General features: G+C 68.4%; 17 protein-coding genes. 7 read left to right on the forward strand and 10 right to left on the reverse strand.

Translation table 11 applies throughout. The features are described 5' to 3' along the window. Positions 1-9: 9 nt before the first annotated feature. From iolG to ACN0RJ_RS00210, 7 genes are all read right to left on the reverse strand, one after another. Complete coding sequence (gene iolG, locus ACN0RJ_RS00180) at positions 10-1005, reverse strand: inositol 2-dehydrogenase (protein WP_417723029.1); 996 nt, start codon at positions 1003-1005, stop codon at positions 10-12. Between the two features lie 21 nt (positions 1006-1026). Then, positions 1027-1905 carry a sugar phosphate isomerase/epimerase family protein gene (locus ACN0RJ_RS00185; protein WP_417723030.1) on the reverse strand — a complete coding sequence of 293 codons (879 nt, stop codon included), beginning with the start codon at positions 1903-1905 and terminating at the stop codon, positions 1027-1029. After that, positions 1902-2819 carry an intradiol ring-cleavage dioxygenase gene (locus ACN0RJ_RS00190; protein ID WP_417723031.1) on the reverse strand — a complete coding sequence of 306 codons (918 nt, stop codon included), beginning with the start codon at positions 2817-2819 and terminating at the stop codon, positions 1902-1904. The genes ACN0RJ_RS00185 and ACN0RJ_RS00190 overlap by 4 nt, the downstream gene beginning before the upstream one ends. 81 nt (positions 2820-2900) lie before the next feature. Then, the gene (locus ACN0RJ_RS00195) at positions 2901-4106 is read right to left on the reverse strand and encodes a sugar ABC transporter permease (protein ID WP_417723032.1); all 1206 of its coding nucleotides are present in this window, start codon (positions 4104-4106) and stop codon (positions 2901-2903) included. Between the two features lie 27 nt (positions 4107-4133). Beyond that, on the reverse strand, positions 4134-4943 hold the full coding sequence (locus tag ACN0RJ_RS00200; protein WP_417720541.1) for an ATP-binding cassette domain-containing protein: 810 nt from the start codon (positions 4941-4943) through the stop codon (positions 4134-4136). 59 nt (positions 4944-5002) lie between these two features. Continuing rightward, a complete protein-coding gene (locus tag ACN0RJ_RS00205; protein WP_417723033.1) occupies positions 5003-6070 on the reverse strand; it encodes a sugar ABC transporter substrate-binding protein in 1068 nt (355 codons plus the stop codon). 160 nt (positions 6071-6230) lie between these two features. Further along, a complete protein-coding gene (locus ACN0RJ_RS00210) occupies positions 6231-7145 on the reverse strand; it encodes a LysR substrate-binding domain-containing protein (RefSeq protein ID WP_417720543.1) in 915 nt (304 codons plus the stop codon). Between the two features lie 221 nt (positions 7146-7366). Between ACN0RJ_RS00210 and ACN0RJ_RS00215 the strand changes: the two genes are divergently transcribed. Further along, a complete protein-coding gene (locus ACN0RJ_RS00215) occupies positions 7367-8395 on the forward strand; it encodes a LacI family DNA-binding transcriptional regulator (protein ID WP_417723034.1) in 1029 nt (342 codons plus the stop codon). Positions 8396-8658: 263 nt separating this feature from the next. Continuing rightward, entirely contained in the window at positions 8659-9528 is an 870-nt protein-coding gene (serB, locus tag ACN0RJ_RS00220) for a phosphoserine phosphatase SerB (protein ID WP_417723035.1), read from the forward strand. Between the two features lie 27 nt (positions 9529-9555). On the opposite strand, the gene ACN0RJ_RS00225 is transcribed toward serB, so the two are convergent. After that, a complete protein-coding gene (locus ACN0RJ_RS00225; RefSeq protein ID WP_417720546.1) occupies positions 9556-10536 on the reverse strand; it encodes an asparaginase in 981 nt (326 codons plus the stop codon). 190 nt (positions 10537-10726) lie between these two features. Between ACN0RJ_RS00225 and ACN0RJ_RS00230 the strand changes: the two genes are divergently transcribed. From ACN0RJ_RS00230 to cueR, 5 genes are all read left to right on the forward strand, one after another. After that, a complete protein-coding gene (locus ACN0RJ_RS00230) occupies positions 10727-11257 on the forward strand; it encodes an invasion associated locus B family protein (RefSeq protein ID WP_417720547.1) in 531 nt (176 codons plus the stop codon). Between the two features lie 161 nt (positions 11258-11418). Then, complete coding sequence (rlmN, locus tag ACN0RJ_RS00235; RefSeq protein ID WP_417720548.1) at positions 11419-12609, forward strand: 23S rRNA (adenine(2503)-C(2))-methyltransferase RlmN; 1191 nt, start codon at positions 11419-11421, stop codon at positions 12607-12609. A gap of 89 nt (positions 12610-12698) precedes the next feature. Next, positions 12699-13154, forward strand: coding sequence for a hypothetical protein (locus ACN0RJ_RS00240; RefSeq protein WP_417723036.1), 456 nt, complete (start codon positions 12699-12701; stop codon positions 13152-13154). A 59-nt stretch (positions 13155-13213) separates the two neighbouring features. Further along, complete coding sequence (locus ACN0RJ_RS00245; protein WP_417723037.1) at positions 13214-15694, forward strand: heavy metal translocating P-type ATPase; 2481 nt, start codon at positions 13214-13216, stop codon at positions 15692-15694. After that, positions 15691-16107 carry a Cu(I)-responsive transcriptional regulator gene (cueR, locus tag ACN0RJ_RS00250; protein WP_417720551.1) on the forward strand — a complete coding sequence of 139 codons (417 nt, stop codon included), beginning with the start codon at positions 15691-15693 and terminating at the stop codon, positions 16105-16107. The genes ACN0RJ_RS00245 and cueR overlap by 4 nt, the downstream gene beginning before the upstream one ends. On the opposite strand, the gene ACN0RJ_RS00255 is transcribed toward cueR, so the two are convergent. Then, positions 16096-18615, reverse strand: coding sequence for an ATP-binding protein (locus ACN0RJ_RS00255; RefSeq protein ID WP_417723038.1), 2520 nt, complete (start codon positions 18613-18615; stop codon positions 16096-16098). The genes cueR and ACN0RJ_RS00255 overlap by 12 nt on opposite strands. Continuing rightward, positions 18615-19112 carry a molybdopterin-dependent oxidoreductase gene (locus tag ACN0RJ_RS00260; RefSeq protein WP_417723039.1) on the reverse strand — a complete coding sequence of 166 codons (498 nt, stop codon included), beginning with the start codon at positions 19110-19112 and terminating at the stop codon, positions 18615-18617. Before ACN0RJ_RS00260 ends, ACN0RJ_RS00255 begins: the two co-directional genes overlap by 1 nt. Positions 19113-19163 lie beyond the last annotated feature (51 nt).

The following is a 19163-nucleotide window of genomic DNA, read 5'->3' on the forward strand; positions in this document are numbered from 1 at the left end:
TCCTTGGGATTACAGGGAAACGGTCTTGCCGGTGCGCACGGACTGCAGCGCGGCCTCGGCCAGGCGCAGCGCCTGAACGCCGTCCTGCGCGGTGGTCGGCAGCGGCGTGCCGTCGGCGAGGGCGGAGACGAAGGCCTCCATCTCGGCGCGGTAGGCGGCGGTGTAGCGTTCGAGGAAGAAATTCAGCAGGGGCGGCTGCGCCTCGGTCATCTCGGCGGTGGCGAGGCGCATGGTGGAGGGGCGCAGGTTGTCGTGGCTGAGCATGCCGGTTTCGCCCAGCACCTCGATCCGCTGATCGTAGCCGTAGACCGCCTCGCGGCAGTTGTTGATATGCGCCTGCCTGCCGCTCGCGGTCTGCAGGATCACCATGGCGGTGTCGTAGTCGTCGTACTTCCCGACCATCTCCGCATCGACGATGCGCGAGGCCATGGCGGTGACGGTGACCGGCTCCTCGCCCAGCAGCCAGCGCGCCATGTCGAGATCGTGGATCGTCATGTCGCGGAACAGCCCGCCGGAGGATTTCACGTAGCCCTCGGGCGGCATCCCGGGATCGCGGCTGGAGATGACGACCTGGCGCACGGCGCCGATCTTTCCGGCGTCGATGGCGCGGCGCACCTCGGCGAAGGTCGGATCGAAGCGGCGGTTGAAGGCCAGCATGACCTTTGCGCCCAGTTTCTCGATCTGCGCGGCGGCCTCGGTGCTTTTGCCGAGGTCGAGGTCGATGGGTTTTTCGCAGAGCACCGCCTTGCCCAGTTCGACCGCGCGGGTCAGCAGGCCGATGTGGGTGTCGGTGGGGGTGCCGATCACCACGGCGTCCACGTCATCGCGGGCAATGGCGGCCATGGGGTCGGTCATTGCCTCGGCGCCGTGTTTGGCGGCCAGCGGTTCGCAGGCCTCGGCAAAGGGGTCGGCCACGGCGATCAGCCGGGCACGGGGGTTGGCGGCGACGTTGGCGGCGTGGATCTTGCCGATGCGGCCGGCGCCCAGAACTGCTATTCCGATCATCTCTCGTATCCTTGAAAACTGTCAGCCGGCCGGAAAGGTCACGGCGTCGAACTGGCGCATGGTGGTGTCGAAGGCGCGGGTGGCGGCCATTTCCAGCGGCAGATGGCGGTGGTGGGCCGAGATCAGCTCGACCCCCCAGTAGCCGCGATAACCCTGGTCGAGCATCGCCCCGATCTGGCCCGCGATGTCGATGGAGCCCTCCCCGCAGAGCCTGCGGTAGTGGGTGGAATCGTTGAAGAGATCGCCGATCACCTCGGGGCCCGCGTCGTCCAGTTCGGCGGCGCGCAGGAATTCGGCCGGGATCTTGCGGATGTCCTCTGCGGTCATGCCGCCGCGTTCGACGTGCCAGGTGTCGACCAGCAGGCCTCCGTTGGTCACGCCGAGGTCGCGGAACAGGTCCAGCCCCCGGTCGATGGTGTCGATGCTGGCGAAGGGCAGGAATTCGATCGCGATGTCGATGCCCGCCGGTTTCGCCCTTTCGCAGATGTCGAACAGGGCCGCGCGCATGGCGCCCGTGTCCGGTGCCCCGGTTTCGAAGACACCGCCGCCGAGCTTGATCTTCTCGACGCCCAGCGCCGCGCCGACTTCGAGCATCCGGGCATACATCCTGTCCGAGAGCGCGCGGCGCTCGCCGGTCAGGTGCCAGTCGACGAGGAATTCCAGTTCGACATGGCGGATGTTGTTATCGTCGAAGATCCGCCGCACCCCGGCCATGCCGTAGCGGGAGATGGAGGCCTCGATGTCGTCCATGACAAAGCCCATGCCCTGCCAGCCGGTGCGGCCGCAGACTTCGGCACGTTCGGCGAGGGAAAATGGGCTGATCTCGGACGGGGCGCCGGGATAGGTGTTGCCCGCAACCGTCCAGTAGGAGGCGCAGAGGCAGATATCGTCGATGTTCATGTGCGGTGTCCGTTTGACTTGGCCCGGCGGGCCAGAACGAAATCCCAGTCCACCATCAGGAAGGGGTTCGGCATGCCGTGTTCGGCGGCGAGGTCCGGATCGTCGACGGTGCGGAACTCGGCCACGAGGTCCTTTTTCACGCCGAAGACGGTGTCTTCCTTCAGGTAGGGACAGTCGGGGGTGAAGATGTGGGTGATGATCTCGTCATAGCCGTCGGCGGTGACGATGAAATGCATGTGCGCGGCGCGGTTCGGGTGGCGGTGCAGGTCACCCAGCATCCTGCCCACCGGGCCGTCGTCGGGGATCGGGTAGAAGCGCGGCTTGACCGTCCGGAACCAGTAACGCCCGTCCGCTTCGGAGGCGAAGACGCCGCGCAGGTTGTACTCGGGCTGCTCGCCCTTCTGCTGCACGTCGTAGAACCCGTCGTCGTTGGTCTGCCAGACGTCGATGCGCGCGCCCGCCACCGGGTTGCCGTCCACGTCCATGATCCGCCCGCGCACCAGCGTCGGTTCGCCCTTGTGGTCGAGGCAGATGTTGGCGCCGTTCGCATAGTGCGGCGCGCCTTCTACGTAGAACGGCCCGAGGATGGTGTTGGGCGTCGCCCCGGAGGGGCGGCGGTGGTTGATCGCGTCGACCAGCATCGTGACGCCCAGCACGTCGGACAGCAGGATGTATTCCTGCCGCCAGTCGTTGCACATCTGCCCGGTCTCGGTCAGGAAGCGGATCGCGGCGAACCATTCCTCGTGGGTCGGCTCGATCTCCTTGACCGCGTTGTGCAGGTGTCTGGTCAGGGTGCCGATCACTTCCTTCAGGCGGGGGTCGGCCCCCTCTCCGATGCGGGAATTGACCACCTCGGCGGACCTTTCCTCGTCGAAGTATCCGCCGTCGAACCTGTCTTCCGTCGTCTGCGACATGACGTCTATCCTTTGCGCGGGGTGGGGCCTTGCCACCCGTGTAGGTGTCGGACCCGCGGCATCGGCGCGGGCCCCGATGGGTCAGAAGCTTTGCTGGCCCGTGGCCTTCTCGATCAGCTTGTCGATGGAGACGGCGAGGACGAGCAGGAGGCCGGTGACGATGAGGCGGATCTCGTTCTCGACCCCCATGAGGTTCAGACCGTTGCTGACGGTGCCGATGACCAGCGCGCCGAGCAGCGCCGCGTGGATCGAGCCGCGTCCGCCGAACAGGCTGACCCCGCCGATGACCGCCGCCGCGATGGATTCGAGCAGCAGCGTGCCGCCACCGACGCCGCCGCCGGAAAAGACGCCCACCCCGAGGGTCCGCGAGGCGGCGATCACGCCGGCCAGCGCCGCGACACCGCCCGCGATGGCAAAGGCCGCCATCTTGATCCGGTGCACCTTGACGCCCGCGCGGCGCGCCGCCTCGTCGTTGTTGCCGACGGCATAGAGGTAGAGGCCGAACTGCGTCTGCTTCAGGATGTAGCCGCCGAGGCCCAGCAGGATGCCGAAGATCAGCACGACCAGCGGGATGCCCTTGTGCGCCGCGAGGATCGACACGACCACCACGCCGAAGACCGTCGCGGCAGCGATGGGCAGGACGACCGCCCGCATCATCGCGGTTTCGAGGCCCGCCCTGCTGCGGCTGGCGACCTCGGAGAGGACCAGTCCGGCAAAGCAGAGGATGCCGATGGCCAGCACGACCCAGGCCCAGATGCCGCCGATGTTGATGAGGGCGATCTGTTCCAGCCCGGTGCCGTTGAGGCTGTAGCGTGCGGTGGCGGGCAGCAGGATCAGTTGCAGACCGTTCAGCGCAAGGCCGAGGCCCAGCGTGACGACGAAGGACGGCACGCCGACGAAGGTGACCCAGCGCGCCGACAGGCTGCCGATGAAGGCGCCGATCAGGATGGCGACGGGCACCGCGATCCAGGGCGAGACTCCCGCCTCGACGATCAGCTTGGCCATGAGGACCGAGGTCACGCCGTTGATCGCGGCGACCGAGAGGTCGATTTCCTTGACCAGCAGCACGAACATGATGCCCAGCGCCATGATGCCGACCACGGTGCTCTGCACCAGCAGGTTCGACAGGTTGCGCGCGGTCAGGAAGACGTCGCTCTGGGTCGCGAAGAAGATCCAGAGCACGACAAGGCCGATGACGATGGGAAGCGCGCGCAGGTCGCGGGCCAGAAGGTCGCCGACGCTGCGGCGGCGCACCGGGGGCGGCGCGGATGTGATGGCTTCAGCCATGGGGGAATCCTCCGATATGTGCCGCGGTCACCCCGCGAGATTGACGCCTTCGTTGCCGCCGACCATGGCGTTGACGACCTGTTCGCCGGTCACGTCGCCGGTGCGGAAGCTGGCCGCGTTGGCGCCGAGGCGCATGACCTCGATCCGGTCGGTGGCGTTGACGACGAAGTTGTGGATGTCGTGGCTGACCACGACGATGCCGAGGCCCTGGTCGGCCAGCGTGCGGATCAGGTCGGCGACCTGTTCGGCGGCGGAATGGCTGAGCGCGGCGGTGGGTTCGTCGAGGATCACCACCTTGGGCGTCCAGAGGATCGACCGGGCGATGGCGATGTTCTGGCGCTGACCGCCGGACATGGCGCCGACGGGCCGCGTGAGGGACAGGTTGCCGAGGCGCATCCGCTGCAGCACTTCGCGGGCCCGCACCTCGCATTCGGCGCGGCGGATGCGCCGGCCGAACAGGCCCGACCCGGTCAGTTCGCGCCCGAGGAAAAGGTTCTGCACCGCGTCGAGGTTCGAACACAGGGCGAGGTCCTGGTAGACCGTCTGAATCCCGAGTTCGTTGGCATCCGTGGGCGAAGTGATCCTGACCGGCTTGCCTTCGAATTCGTATTCGCCCGAGGTCGCCATGTGGACGCCGGCCATGACCTTGACCATCGTCGACTTGCCGGCGCCGTTGTCTCCCACGAGCGCCACGACCTCGCCCGCGCGGACGTCGATCGACGCCCCCCGGAGGGCGTGCAGCGACCCGAACTTCTTGTGGATGTTGCGCATCGAGATCAGCGGCACCGCCTCCGGTGCGTGGACATGCCTTTCCCGAGCGGCGCTCTGGTCCGTCATGATGGTTCCTCCCATGTGTGGATGGTGCAGGCGGCAGGCTGCGCCGCCTGCGGTTCTGCCTAGCGGTTCTGCGTGCAGACCTCGGTCTCTTCGGCGCCCTGGCAGATCTCGTCCCAGGTCCAGATACCGGCGGAGACGACATCCCCGAGGCTGTCGCGCGTGATGTTGCCGACCGGCAGGAAGACCGCCGGAACGTCCATGTATTCGTTGTTCACCGAGCCGTTCACCAGTTCGGACGGCACCCCTTTGCCGCCAAGGATCGACGCGGCCACGTCGGCGGCGGCGGTCGCTTCGAGCCGCAGGTCCTTGAGCACCGAATTGTCCTGCCAGCCCTGCGCGATGTAGCGCAGCGCCTCGACCGTCGCGTCCTGACCGCCGGTGACGATCTTGTCGCCCGGCGCGTAGCCCTGGCTGATCAGCGCGGCCACGGAGCCGCCGGTGGTGCCGTCGTTCATGCCGAGGAAGAGGTCCACGTCGCCGCCGTTGCGGGTCAGGCAGTCTTCGGCGAATGCCTGCGCCAGCGTCGGGTCCCAGTTCCGGGTGTACTGATCGCAGACGATCTCGACCTTGCCCGCGTCGACCAGCGGCATGAGGAATTCGTCCTGACCCTTTTCGTACTGGCCGGTGCCGTATTCGCCCTGGTTGCCCTTGACCCGCGCCACCTTGACCGGGCTCTTGTCCATCGCCTCGATCAGCTCGGCCGCGCGGCGCCCCTGCGCCTGCCCGACGGAGAGCGAGTCGAACACCACATGCGCCTCGGCCTTTCCGCCGATCGCGTCGTGGTCGTAGAGGATGACGGGGATGCCGTCCGCTTCGGCAGCGGCCAGGCCGCCGGCGACGAGGTTGGCATCGGCCGAGGTCAGCAGGATCAGGTCGGCGCCCTGCGCGATCGCGTCCTCGATCTGGCGCTGCTGCTGCTGGGGGTCGCCCTGCGCGTTCTGCACGGTCACGGTCGCGTCCGGTGCGCGCTCCTTCATCGCCTCGACGAAGAACGGGGCGTCGCGGCTCTCGAAACGGATGGTCGTCGTGTTCGGCAGCAGGAAGAACACCTTGCTGGTGTCAGCGGCCAGCGCTGCGCTGACGAGTGCGGTCGACGACAGGATGGCCAGGGCCAGTGTTTTCTTCATATCCATTCTCCTCCCAGAGAGTTTTCGGGGCTGATCTCCGTGTGGCACCCCCCTCCGGGGCGCCGCGTCTTCAGCCTGTCCAAGGGTCTAACAGTTTCCCGAGACGGGATTAACGACCCGGTCCGGGAAACATTCTTGCAGGATCTGCAAAAAGCGTTGGTCATGCGGTCCACCGCTCTTCGAAGCCGTTGCGGCGGAAATCCTCGACGAGGAAGTCGATGAACAGGCGCGTCCGGAGCGGCACGAAATACTTGCTCGGATAGGCGATGTTCATGGTCAGCCGCGGCAGGTCCCAGTCATCGAGCACCCGCACCAGCCGCCCGGCATCCAGATCGGCCTGCAGGATGTAGGTCGGCTGGGCGAGGATCCCGAGCCCGTTGCGCGCCGCCTCGCAGATGAGCTGACCGTCGTTCATGATCAGCGGGCCGTCGACGGCGACCTTCACGCTGTCGGTGCCCCTGGTGAAATGCAGGTCGTTCCAGTTGTCCGCCAGCGAGTAGAGGATCAGGTCGTGCGACAGCAGGTCCGTCGGATGCCGCGGCACGCCCCGGCGCTCGAGGTACTCGGGCGAGGCCGCAAGCAGGCGGCGCGTTTCGGCGATGCGGCGGATGGTGATGGAGCTGTCCGCCTCGACCCGCCGCAGGCGGATCGCCAGGTCCAGCCCGTTTTCGATGATGTCGTAATAGCGGTTCGACGACACGATCTCGACCGCCATCTGCGGATAGCGGGTGCGGAAGTGTTTCACCGCCGGAATCAGGTGCAGGAGCGAGAAGGACAGCGAGGCGCCGACCCGGAGCCGCCCGGTCGGTTCGCGCGAGCCGAGACTGACATCGGCCTCCGCCTCTTCCCATGTCGAGAGCAGGTCGCGGGCCTGACCGTAGAGGCGTTCGCCTTCGTCGGTCAGGCTCAGCTGACGGGTCGAGCGCTGGATGAGCCGCACGCCGAGCCGGGTTTCCAGATTGGTGAGCTGGCGGCTCACTCCCGAGGTCGAGCTGTTCAGAACCTCGGCGGCGCGGGTCATGCTGCGCTCTTCCGCGATCTTGACGAAGACCTGAAATTCCCCCCAGCGATCCAAACCCTTCCCCCCTTCGAGTCCCCCTGCGCACGCGGCGCGGCGGGGTCCTGCCTCCTTGGGGGATCGTTAGATCAACGCGGGGTCCACCGGCCAAGCAAAGCCCGCCGACGGCTTTCACAAAGCGTCAGAATGAATGATTTTGACGTCTTGTGGTATGATGAACCGGATCGGGGTCGGGTGTCCGCCTGCAGGGCACGCCCCGGATTGCGCGGGGACGGGGATTGCAACGCATCACGAACAAGACGCTGGCCAAGGCTTCGGGTGTCAGCGTGTCGACCATAGATCGCATCATGACCGGCCGCCTGCCGGTCAAGCGCGCGACGGTCGAACACGTGCTGGACGTCGCCGAGGAGATCGCCTTTCACGGCGTCGGCGTGATCCGCAGCCGTCTCAAGACCGAGGCCCCCCACTGCCGCATCGGGCTTCTGCTGAACGCCAGCACCCGGCGCACCTTTCTCGACATGGCCGACCGCGCGCATGCGACCGCCGAAGGCCGGCACGACATCCGGGCGCGGGTCCTCACCCGGCACCTGCCCCGTCCCGAACCCGAGGCGACGGTTGCCGCCCTGCTCGACATGGCCGAGCGCTGCGACGTCATCGCCTGTCATTGCATAGATCACCCGCAGGTCCATGCGGCGGTCCGGGATCTTTGCCGGCGCGGCATTCCGGTGCTGCCGGTGATCTCGGGGCTCGGCTGTCCCGAAGCGCCCGGCCTGGTGGGCAGCAACGAGCGCGAGCTGGGACGTACCGCGGCGTGGTTCATGTCGCGGCTGGCCGGCCCCGAGGGCAGCATCGGCCTGGTCAACGGCGGCGCCCTCTTCCGCAACCAGGGGGCGGAGGAAGAGGGGTTCCGGGCCTACCTCAGGCAGGGCGACAGCCGCCTGACCGTCCTGCCCGCCCTGTCCAGCGGGGAATGCGACATGGGCGCGGCGCGGGCGGTCACGACCTTGCTGGGCAAGGCGGGCAGCCGGCTTCGCGGCATCTTCGTGATCGGTGGCGGGCTGGAAGGCGCGGTCACCGCCCTGCGCGACGCGCGCCGGGCGGATATCCTGGTCGTGGGCAACGAACTCACCTCCGCCACCCGGGCGCTGCTGAGGGCCGGGCCGGTGCACGTGATCCTCGAACATCCCGGGCTCGAGATCATGGACGGAGCCGTGGCGGCCATCGCGGAATGGGCCACCGGCGCGGAGGATGCGCTGACCGGAAAACGCGAGATCCCGTTCCGGATCCTGCTGTCGGAAAACTGCTGAGACCGCCCGCCGGACGGTCCCGCCCGGGCGGCGCAGGGCACAAACCGAGGCGCGGGACATGCCGTGGTCGATGACATCGTGGACGGGCTGCGGGCGGGGGTGGATGGTTCGGGGCTGGCGTTCCGGCGGGCGCGAGGCTCCGGCCCGAAGCGGGCGGTTGCGCGGCGGAGGCGCCCCGCGGCGGCCACCCCGGGCTGCGACACCTCTGGATAAGCGCGCCGCGACGTGCCAGAAGCCGCGCGTCCGATTGCAGGAGTGGCCCCATGTTCATCGCATCCCTCATCGCCCGTCCCGGCATGCTCGATCCCGCGCTGGTGGAGGCGCTGCGCAATGCGCGGGGGGGCGGGGCGGTCACCTGGCTGTCGCCCGACGAGGCGGCGGAATTTCCGCTGGAGGCCATGCCCGACGACCTCGAAGGGCTGCGCGGCAGCATCGCGGCGCAGGCCGATCTGAACGTCCTGCCCGCCGCGAACCGGCGCAAGAGGATGCTGCTGGCCGACATGGACAGCACGATGATCCGGCAGGAATGCATCGACGAACTGGCGGACGAGGCCGGGGTCGGCGAGGTGGTCAAGACCATCACCGCCCGCGCGATGAACGGCGAGCTGGATTTCGAGGGCGCGCTGACCGAGCGGGTGGCCTTGCTGAAGGGCCTGCCGGAGAGCGTGATCGCCAAGGTTCTTGCCGAGCGCATCCAGCTGATGCCGGGCGGGCCGGAACTGGTCGCCACGATGAAGGCGGCGGGCGGCTATGCGGCGCTGGTCTCGGGCGGGTTCACCGCCTTTACCGCCCGCGTCGCGGAGATGGTCGGCTTTGACGAGAACCGCGCCAACAGCCTGTTCGTCGCGGATGGCGTGCTGACCGGAGAGGTCGGCCGCCCGATCCTGGGCCGGGAGGCAAAGGTGCAGGCGCTGGAAGAGATCACCGCCCGGCTCGGCCTCTCCGAGGACGACGTTCTGGCGGTGGGCGACGGCGCCAACGACCTGGGGATGCTGACGCGCGCCGGGCTGGGCGTGGCGCTGCATGCCAAGCCCGCGGTGCAGGCGCAGGCGCAGTGCCGGGTGAACCACGGCGATCTGACCGCGCTGCTGTTCCTGCAGGGCTATGCACGCGACGAGTTCGCCGCGCCCTGACGCCCCGACGCGCCGGGGGCCCGGCCCCTAGACGGGGAAGCCGGCGGCGGGGCGGATTTCCCCCGCGAGAAGGCCGCTGCGGCTGTGGATCGGCGGGTTGAGGAAGCGGCGCACGTCCGGGTGGCCGGGATCGACCACCCCGAGATGCACGAGCAGCGCCGCAAAGGCACATTCCGAGGCGCGGGTCGCGCCGTCGACGATCTTGAGCGCGACACCGAGGCCTCGCCCCGGCAGGATCGCGATGAAGAAACCCTCGGCGCCGGTCTTGATCGCGACGGGCTCCAGCGCGGCGCGCATCAGCAGGGTGCAGGCGCGGCCCTCGCCCGCGACGAGGTCGGGGTAGGCATACATCGCCGCCACGAGCCGCGCCGCCGAGGTGGCGAGAATGTCGGACCGGTCCTGCGCCGAGGCGTACCAGGCCATCGCCCGCGCCATGCCGTGCATGGTCGTGGCGTAGTTGGGCGCCGAGCAGCCGTCGATGCCGAAGCCGGGCGAGGTGAGGCCGGTCACGGTCTCGAACATCTCGAGCACGGCCTGCTGCACCGGATGGTCGGGGGCGGTGTATTCGGGACCGGCACCGAGGTGTTCGGTCAGGGTCAGGAAGCCCGCGTGCTTGCCCGAGCAGTTGTTGTGAAGCTGGCATGGCGCCTCGCCGTCGCGGATCATCGCGTGGCGCAGGGCCTTGTCGCGCGAGACTTCGGGACCGCAGCGCAGATCCTCTTCCTCGAGTCCGAGATCCTTGAGCCAGGCTTCGACCGCCGCCACGTGCAGGGGCGCACCCTGATGCGAGGCACAGGCGAGGGCAAGCTGCGGTTCGGCGAGGTGAAAGGCCTCGGCCGCGCCGGAGGCGACCAGCGGCAGCGCCTGGATCATCTTGGCGGAGGAGCGCGGCAGGATCATCGCGTCGGGATCGCCCCAGGCCTGCACGATACCGCCGGTGGCGTCACAGATCACCGCGTGACCGGCATGACGGCTTTCGGCCAGCGGTCCGCGGTGGATTTCGACCATGGGGGCGGGGGCATTTGTCATACGAGACCTCACATCTGAGCGATATCTTGCCAAGGGGGGGTTTTTCCACCCGTCTCTTTCAGGCTATTGTACCGCCGTCGAGCATAAAATGGTTGCGCCGGACAAGCTGCCGGAACAGGTAGGGCGCGGACCTTTCGAGTTGAGGCACGGACGGCTGGAGGCAGCAGGTATGAGATCACTGATTTGTGGGGTTCTTGGCGCGGCGATCCTGGGATTGTCGGGGACGGCTGTCCTGGCGCAGGAAGAGAGCACCAACCGGGTGAACGCGATGACCGACTGGTCCGTGTTCGAGGGCGACAATCCGCGCGAATGCTGGGCGGTCACGACCTACAAGGAGAGCGTCAACACCAAGGACGGGCGCGTCGTGTCGGTCAAGCGGGGCGACATCCTGCTGATGGTGTTCTACCGCCCCAACGGCGGCGTGAACGGTCAGGTCGCCTTTACCGGCGGCTATCCCTTCGCGGGCGGGTCCACCGTCAACGTGAACATCTCGGGCACCGAGTTCGAGTTCTACACCGAGGGCGAATGGGCCTGGCCGGCGACTCCGCAGGACGATGCCAAGATCGTGACCGCGATGAAGCGCGGTTCGGACGCGGTGGTCAGCGCGCGCTCGGGGCGCGGGACGCAGACCAAGGACACCTTCTCGTTGCTGGGCTTCACGGCCGCGGTCGAGGATGCGGAGAAGCGCTGCGCCAAGTGACGCGCGGGGCGGGGGCGCTGCCCCCTCTGCGGCCTTGCCGCATTCACCCCCGGGATATTTGACCGCCAGAAGAAGCAGGGGACGCGGAGTCGCGTTCCCTTTGTGTTTTTCGGGCGAATCCTGTATGGGGCGGGCTTCGCTTTTTCAAAGGACGTGACGACATGGCCGATGCGCCCATCACTCAGGACGTGGTGACGATTCCGCGCAGGCTGCCCGAGGGCGGCAAGGTGAACCTGGTCGGGCTCACCCGCGACGGGCTGCGCGAGGCGCTGCTGGCGGCGGGAACGCCGGAAAAGCAGGGCAAGATGCGCGTCAACCAGGTCTGGCAGTGGGTCTATCACTGGGGGGTGCGCGAGTTCTCGGCGATGACCAACCTGTCCAAGGACTACCGCGCGCTGCTGGCGGAGCATTTCGTCATCGAGCTGCCGGAGATCGTCTCGAAGCAGGTTTCCGCGGACGGGACGCGCAAGTACCTGGTGCGGATCGCCGGCGGGCACGAGGTCGAGGTGGTCTACATCCCCGAGACCGACCGCGGGACGCTGTGCATCTCGAGCCAGGTGGGCTGCACGCTGACCTGTTCCTTCTGCCACACCGGCACGCAGAAGCTGGTGCGCAACCTCACCGCGGGCGAGATCGTCGGCCAGATCATGCTGGCGCGCGACGATCTCGGCGAATGGCCGAAGCCGGGCACCGGGACCGGCGACGAGGGTCCGCGGCTGCTGTCCAACATCGTGCTGATGGGCATGGGAGAGCCGCTCTACAATTTCGACAACGTGCGCGATGCGATGAAGATCGCGATGGATGGCGAGGGCATCGCCCTGTCGCGGCGGCGGATCACCCTGTCGACCAGCGGTGTCGTGCCGGAGATCGCCCGCTGCGCCGAGGAAATCGGCTGCCTGATGGCGGTGAGCTTTCACGCCACCACGGACGAGGTCCGCAACACCCTGGTGCCGATCAACAAGCGCTGGAACATCGAGACCCTGCTGGGCGCGCTGCGCGAGTATCCGCGGCTGTCGAACTCGGAACGCATCACCTTCGAATACGTGATGCTGAAGGACGTGAACGATTCGGACGCGGATGCGCGGCGGCTGGTGAAGCTGATCTCGGGCATTCCGGCCAAGATCAACCTGATCCCGTTCAACGAATGGCCCGGCGCGCCCTACGAACGGTCGGACTGGGCGCGGATCGAGGCCTTTGCCGACATCGTCTACAAGGCCGGCTATGCCTCGCCCATCCGGACGCCGCGGGGCGAGGATATCATGGCGGCCTGCGGGCAGCTGAAATCCGCCACGGAGCGGGCGCGCAAGTCGCGGGCTCAGATCGCCTCGGAGGCCGGTCTCGGCGGCGCTTGACTATTCCGACATAAATAGTCAGAAATATTCCTGCCCAGCCACGCCTCCGCGGCACGCCCGGCCTGTCCGAGGCTTTGGCGGGGGTCCTCATGCGCCACGAACGATTCGAGAGCGGCACAGACACCGGCACGTTGCGGCTGTCCGAGCGGCGCGTGGTCGAAATGCTGCGGTTCTGGCAGGCCGACCGGCAGGGCGAGGCGCTGGACAGGCTTTGCCGCAGGCTGGGATCGGTGCGGGCGGGGTTCTGCATCCGGGCGTTTTCCGAGGTCATGGATCTGGTGCGGCGCCACGCCTGGCACGCTCCGCTGATCCTGCCGGTGGGCGCCACCAGCCACAGCGACGACGAACTGGCGATCGCGCGGCTCATCCTGACCGCCACCGAGCAGCACCGCGACAGCGCGCTGGCCGAGGCGGCGATGCTGGTGTCCCCGATGGCACTGGTGCCGTTGGTGGCGGCGGCGGAACGCACCGGGCTGCCGCTGCTCTGCGAGGAATGCCGGGGGCGTTTGTGCGGCGCGGCGATTTCCGGGATCAGGGCCTCTTGACCTTCCAGTGACTGGAAGCCCTATATGAGGCGGCACAACCCAGAAGGGGGAGCCGCATCATGCCTCTGGACAGCATCCGATTCGAAGTCACCAAGCTCAATTGCGGGGGCTGTGCCGGTCGCGCGCAGGCGGCGCTGAGCGCCGTTCCCGGCGTGGAGACCGCCAGCGTCAACCTTGCCAACCGGATGGCGCAGGTGTCGGGCCGCGCCGGAATCGACGCCATGCGCGAGGCACTGAGCCGCGCGGGCTATCCGGCGCGGGAAGGCACGCTGCGCCTGTCGATCCGGGGGATGAGCTGCGCCTCCTGCGCGGGGCGGGTGGAAAAGGCGCTGACCGGGGTGCCGGGGGTGCTGTCGGCCCATGTGAACCTGGCGAACGACACGGCGGAGGTGCGCATCCTCGCCGGGTCGGTCGACGGGCAGGCGCTGGCCCGGGTGATCGAGCGCGCCGGTTACGGGGCGCGTCCGGCGGGCGACGATTCGTCCGAGCGCGAGGCCGAGCGGCAGGCCGAACAGGCGGCGCTGAAGCGCGACCTGGCCGTCGCCGCCGCGCTGACCCTGCCGGTCTTCGTGATCGAGATGGGCGGGCACCTGATCCCCGGCTTTCACGCCCTCGTCATGGACAGCATCGGCCGCACGGCAAGCTGGACGCTGCAATTCCTGCTGATTTCCGCGGTGATGATCTGGCCGGGGCGGCGGTTCTACGCGATCGGCCTGCCGCTGCTGGCCAAGGGCGCCCCCGACATGAATGCGCTGGTCGCGCTCGGCACGCTGGCGGCCTGGCTCTATTCCACCGTCGCGCTTCTCGCGCCGGGCCTGCTGCCCGAGGCCGCGCGGGCGGTCTATTTCGAGGCCGCAGGGGTCATCATCACGCTGATCCTGCTGGGGCGGTTCCTCGAACTGCGCGCCAAGGGGCGCACCGGCGCCGCGATCAAGCGGCTGATCGGGCTGCGGCCTTCGGTGGCGCGGGTGGAGCGGGACGGCGAGGTGATCGAACTGCCCGTCGACGCGGTGGCGGTCGGGGACCTGCTGCACCTTAGACCGGGAGAGCGGATCGCCGTCGACGGGGTGGTGATCGAGGGGCGGTCCTTCGTCGATGAAAGCATGCTGACCGGCGAGCCGGTTCCGGTCGAGAAGACCGGGGGCGACGCGGTGGTCGGCGGCACGATCAACGGTCAGGGCGCGCTGGTGTTCCGGGCCGCGGCGGTGGGCGCGGACACCATGCTGGCGCGCATCGTCGCCATGGTCGAAGAGGCGCAGGGCGCGCGGCTGCCGATCCAGGCCGTCGCCGACCGCGTGGTGATCCGGTTCGTCCCGGCGGTGCTGGTCGCGGCGGCGCTGGCCTTTGCCGCCTGGCTGGTGCTCGGCCCCTCCCCCGCGCTTGGCCACGCGCTGGTGGCCGGGATCTCGGTGCTGATCATCGCCTGCCCCTGCGCCATGGGGCTGGCGACGCCGACCTCGATCATGGTCGGCACCGGCCGCGCGGCGGAACTCGGCGTGCTGTTCCGCAAGGGTGACGCGCTGCAACGGCTGGAAAGCTGCCGAGTCGTCGCCTTTGACAAGACCGGCACCCTGACCGAGGGCCGCCCGGAACTGGTGCGCTCGGTCGCGGTCCCCGGTCGGGAGGCGGCGGAGGTGCTGCGCCTGGCCGCGAGCGCCGAGCAGGGATCGGAACATCCGGTCGCGGAGGCGCTGCGGCGGCACGCGACTGGGCTGAGCCGCGCTTCGGAGATGACGGCGATCCCCGGCCACGGCCTCTCGGCAACGGTCGAGGGGCACCGGCTGCTGATCGGCACGCTGCGGCTGATGGCGCGCGAGGGCGTGGATGCGGCACCGCTGCGCGAGGTCGCCGAGGAGATGTCGGCCGCCGGGCAGACCCCGGTGCTGGTCGCCGTCGACGGCGGGATCGCCGGAGCCTTTGCCGTGGCCGACCGGGTGAAGCCGGGCGCCGCACGGGCGGTTGCCGCGCTGCAGGCGCAGGGGCTGAAGGTCGCCATCGTCACCGGCGACACCGAGGGCACCGCCCGCGCCATCGCGGCGCAGCTCGGCATCGACGATGTGCGGGCGGGGGTGCTGCCCGACGGCAAGCGCGCCGCCGTGCAGGCGCTGCGCGCAAGGTTCGGGGCGGTCGCCTTTGTCGGCGACGGCATCAACGATGCCCCGGCGCTGGCCGAGGCCGAGGTCGGGCTGGCCATCGGCACCGGCACCGACGTCGCCATCGACAGCGCCGACGTGGTGCTGGTGTCGGGCGAGGTGCGCGGCGTGGTGGACGCCTTTCACATCAGCCGGGCCACGCTGCGCAACATCCGCCAGAACCTGTTCTGGGCCTTCGGTTACAACGTCGCGCTGATCCCCGTCGCGGCGGGGGCGCTGTATCCGGCGTTGGGGATGATGCTGTCGCCGGTGCTGGCGGCGGGGGCGATGGCGCTGTCCTCGATCTTCGTGTTGAGCAACGCGCTGCGGCTGCGGCGTGTAGGGTCGGTCCTGCCGCCGGCCGCCCCTTCCGCCACGCCGGCGCAGATCCGGGAGAGCCACGCATGAACATCGGAGACGTTGCGGACCGCGCCGGGCTGCCGGCCAAGACCATCCGCTATTACGAGGACATCGGCCTGGTGACGCCGGACCGCGGTGCCAACGGCTACAGGGCCTTTTCCGAGGGGGATCTTCACAAGCTGACCTTTCTCGCCCGCGCCCGGACGCTGGGGTTTTCGATCGAGGAATGCCGCGCCCTGCTCGAGCTTTACGAGAACGACCGTCGCGCCAGCGCCGACGTGAAGCGCATCGCGAGCGAGCACCTGACCCGGATCGAGGACAAGATCGCCCAGCTGCGCGCGATGCACGACACGCTGGCGCACCTCGTCGACGCCTGCCACGGCGACACCCGACCGGATTGCCCGATCCTCACCGATCTCGCCGCGGAGCCGGAGAAGCGGCGCACCGGGTCAGATCGCTGACAGCGCCTGCCGGGTCTGCGCCCAGATCGGCAGCAGGGCGGTATGGCCGGGCAGAAGGCGGTCCTCCTCGGCCCGTTTCGCCCGGGTTTCCTGCGCCTTGAGCGCCGCATGAAGGGCGGTGGCGCCGAACACCGCCGCGGAACCGGCAAGCTTGTGAATGTCCCCGGCATATTCCTCGCGCGCGCCGCCGCTCTTCAGGCGCTCTTCGAGCCGGGTCAGCCCGGTCTCCATCTCGTCGAAGAAACGGCCCCGCAGCGTTCGGAACACCTCCGGCCCGAGGGAGGAAGCCGCCGCATCGAGGGTTTCGCGGTCGATCACAGGGGGCGCGTCCGCCACCGGGTCGGGGGGCGTGGTGACCGTCGCGACATCGGCAAGCGCCATGGCCAGCGCCCGCCGCGTGATCGGCTTTGTCAGGGAATGCTGCATGCCCGCCTCGCGGAACCGCGCGATGTCCTCGGGCAGGGCATGGGCCGTGAGCGCGACGATCGGCGTTGACCGGTTGGGGCCGCTTCCGGCCCGTATGCGGCGGGTGGTCTCGACCCCGTCGAGGCGGGGCATGCTGATGTCCATGAGGATCAGATCGTAGCGCCGCTGCTCTGCCCGCTCCAATCCTTCGGCACCGTCGAAGGCTTCAGTCACCTCTTGTCCGAGCTTGACGAGCATCGAGGTCGCGACGAGCCGGTTGATGGCATTGTCCTCCACCAGAAGCACCTTGCGACCGGGCAGCGGCGCGACGGGCTCGGCCTCGGGCGGCGGCCGGGGCCTTATCGCCGGGCGGACCGGAAGGGTCACGGTGAAGGTCGTGCCGCGGCCGGGCGCGCTGTCGACCGCGACATGCCCGCCCATCCCCTCGACCAGGCGACGGGCGATCCCAAGGCCGAGGCCGGTTCCCTCCGCCGCGCGCATGTACGAGGCATCGAGGGTCACGAAATCCTCGAAGATCCGCTCCACCTGATCGGGCGGGATGCCGATCCCGGTGTCGGAGACCGAAAGGATCAATTTTCCCGCGTCCGGATCGTGGCGGACATGCAACCCCACCTCGCCCGCCGGCGTGAATTTGATTGCATTCCCCGCGAGATTTACCAGAATCTGCCGCACGCGCGGCGCATCCCCAAGAACGTGGAGCCCCTCGGCCGCGGTGCTGTCCGCGGTGAGACCGATGCCCCCGGCCACCGCGGTGGGGCGCAGCGTTTCCGCCACATCGCGCATCACCGCGACGGGATCGTAGGGGTCCTCGGCAAAGGTGAACCGGCCGGTTTCCAGCCGCGAGATGTCGAGCACATCGTTGACATGGGTCAGCAGAACATCGCCCGAGCGGCGGACGATCCGCAGGAAGTTCTGCTGCTCTGGCGACAGGGGAGTGTCGTTCAGAAGCTCCAGCGTGCCGATCAGACCGTTCAGGGGGGTGCGCATTTCATGGCTCATGACGGCGAGGAAGCGCGCCTTGGCCCTCTCCCCGGCGACGGCCTGATCCCGCGCCGCGACCAGCTCTCTTTCATCGGCGACCTGCCGCGTGATGTCGCGGAGGTAGTAGACGCGCAGGACATTGCCGCCCTCCTCCGACAGGGTGACGGAAAGTTCGGCGGGGAAATGCTCTCCGTCCGCGCGTATCGCCGTTACCCGGCGTCGGCCCATCTGCGCGGCTTGATCCGCATCAGGGGAGTGGTTCGCGACGGAATCCGGGAAAAGCAGCCGTTCCGCCATCCTGCCCAGAACATCCTCCCGCTTGCAGTGGAAAATCCGCTGAGCCGCCGCGTTGAATTCGAGGATCAGGCCCTCTCCGTCGGTCACGACGATGCCGTCCAGCGCCGTCGAGACGATGGCGCGCAGACGGTGGTTCGCCCGCGCCCGGCGCCGAGCCTCCTGGCGCGCGACCTGCATGAGGCGCCACAGAGCGGCCACCCCGATGGCGAGCGCCAGAACCAGTGCCGCCGTGAGCGCCGTGATCCTGATCAAGGCCCGAAGAACGGAGAACCGCTGACCGTCCGCCTGCGCCGAAAAGATCCGCACCCCGTTCAGGGAAATGCTGCGCAGGGCCGGGCGGATCGCCTCGGCGCGCGCGGCCATCGCCGGAAGCGCCGCCCGCAGCGTATCGTCGTCCCCGTCGATCAGGGGAACCGACCCGGCAAGGAAAGATGTGACGGCGCCGAAGTCGGCTGCGGCTTCCGAAGTGGTGATGTCGGCGTAGAGCCGGCCCTTGGAGATCGTTTCGAACCGGCTGTAGAAAATGTCGAATGTCAGCCTGACCGCTTCGAGGTCCGGAGGAGCGCCGGTCACCAGAGCCCTTTGATGGCTTCCGAATTCCACTTCGAGCTGCGCGAGCGACCACTGGCTGCTGTCGCTGTTCGCCGTGGCCAAGGCTTCGATATGGCGGGCCGCGTCCAGGCTGAGCAGAAGCACGCCGGCGATGCAGAGCGCGACGAAAGGCGCACTGAGCGTCAGGCTCCACCATCGGCCGCGCTCCGGTTGCGACGGATCATCGTCGCGATCCTGCCCGACCGGCAGCATTACGGCTCGACAGTGATTCGGTCGAGTTGCCAGATACTGCGCGAATAGATCACCTCCGACTGGTACGCAGGAACGGAATCGAAGGGATAAACCAGCCAGAGCGGACCCTTGTCCCGGACGGACATGGTGCTGCCGTTCCTTTCCCAGGCGATGATCGGTCCGCCCTCCACCGCGTCCGTGACCGGGATTTCAACGGCGTAATCGTTCACGGCGACGGCTTTCAGCGTTCCCGATGACACGCCGAGCGCGTCGAGCAGGTTGACCAGAGGCATGCCGGTGAAGGTCTGCTCGCCCTCCGTCCAGATGGTGGTTGTGTGGATGGTTTCGACCCCGAGACTCATCATCATTTCACGATCGAGGCGTACCGCCCGGCCATCCCGAGACGGGGCGATCGCGCCGTCGACGGTCAGCAGGACCGGGCCGGCGGGTTCGAGGGCGGCGGCCATGCCCGCAAATGAAAGAAGCACGACAAGCGCGAGAAGCAGGTGGCGTAACATGGTCGACTCCGGTTCGGGAAATCTCTGCGGACCATGCGGCCGGTCGGGTTA

It is taken from the genome of Salipiger sp. (genome assembly GCF_048261495.1).
Taxonomy (GTDB): Bacteria; Pseudomonadota; Alphaproteobacteria; order Rhodobacterales; family Rhodobacteraceae; genus Salipiger.

Coding starts and splice junctions, on each gene's coding strand:
- iolG (WP_417723029.1), bottom strand. CDS start 1,005: ATGATCGGAATAGCAGTTCTGGGCGCCGGCCGCATCGGCAAGATCCAC.
- ACN0RJ_RS00185 (WP_417723030.1), bottom strand. CDS start 1,905: ATGAACATCGACGATATCTGCCTCTGCGCCTCCTACTGGACGGTTGCG.
- ACN0RJ_RS00190 (WP_417723031.1), bottom strand. CDS start 2,819: ATGTCGCAGACGACGGAAGACAGGTTCGACGGCGGATACTTCGACGAG.
- ACN0RJ_RS00195 (WP_417723032.1), bottom strand. CDS start 4,106: ATGGCTGAAGCCATCACATCCGCGCCGCCCCCGGTGCGCCGCCGCAGC.
- ACN0RJ_RS00200 (WP_417720541.1), bottom strand. CDS start 4,943: ATGACGGACCAGAGCGCCGCTCGGGAAAGGCATGTCCACGCACCGGAG.
- ACN0RJ_RS00205 (WP_417723033.1), bottom strand. CDS start 6,070: ATGAAGAAAACACTGGCCCTGGCCATCCTGTCGTCGACCGCACTCGTC.
- serB (WP_417723035.1), top strand. CDS start 8,659: ATGTTCATCGCATCCCTCATCGCCCGTCCCGGCATGCTCGATCCCGCG.
- ACN0RJ_RS00225 (WP_417720546.1), bottom strand. CDS start 10,536: ATGGTCGAAATCCACCGCGGACCGCTGGCCGAAAGCCGTCATGCCGGT.
- ACN0RJ_RS00230 (WP_417720547.1), top strand. CDS start 10,727: ATGAGATCACTGATTTGTGGGGTTCTTGGCGCGGCGATCCTGGGATTG.
- rlmN (WP_417720548.1), top strand. CDS start 11,419: ATGGCCGATGCGCCCATCACTCAGGACGTGGTGACGATTCCGCGCAGG.
- ACN0RJ_RS00240 (WP_417723036.1), top strand. CDS start 12,699: ATGCGCCACGAACGATTCGAGAGCGGCACAGACACCGGCACGTTGCGG.
- ACN0RJ_RS00245 (WP_417723037.1), top strand. CDS start 13,214: ATGCCTCTGGACAGCATCCGATTCGAAGTCACCAAGCTCAATTGCGGG.
- cueR (WP_417720551.1), top strand. CDS start 15,691: ATGAACATCGGAGACGTTGCGGACCGCGCCGGGCTGCCGGCCAAGACC.
- ACN0RJ_RS00255 (WP_417723038.1), bottom strand. CDS start 18,615: ATGCTGCCGGTCGGGCAGGATCGCGACGATGATCCGTCGCAACCGGAG.
- ACN0RJ_RS00260 (WP_417723039.1), bottom strand. CDS start 19,112: ATGTTACGCCACCTGCTTCTCGCGCTTGTCGTGCTTCTTTCATTTGCG.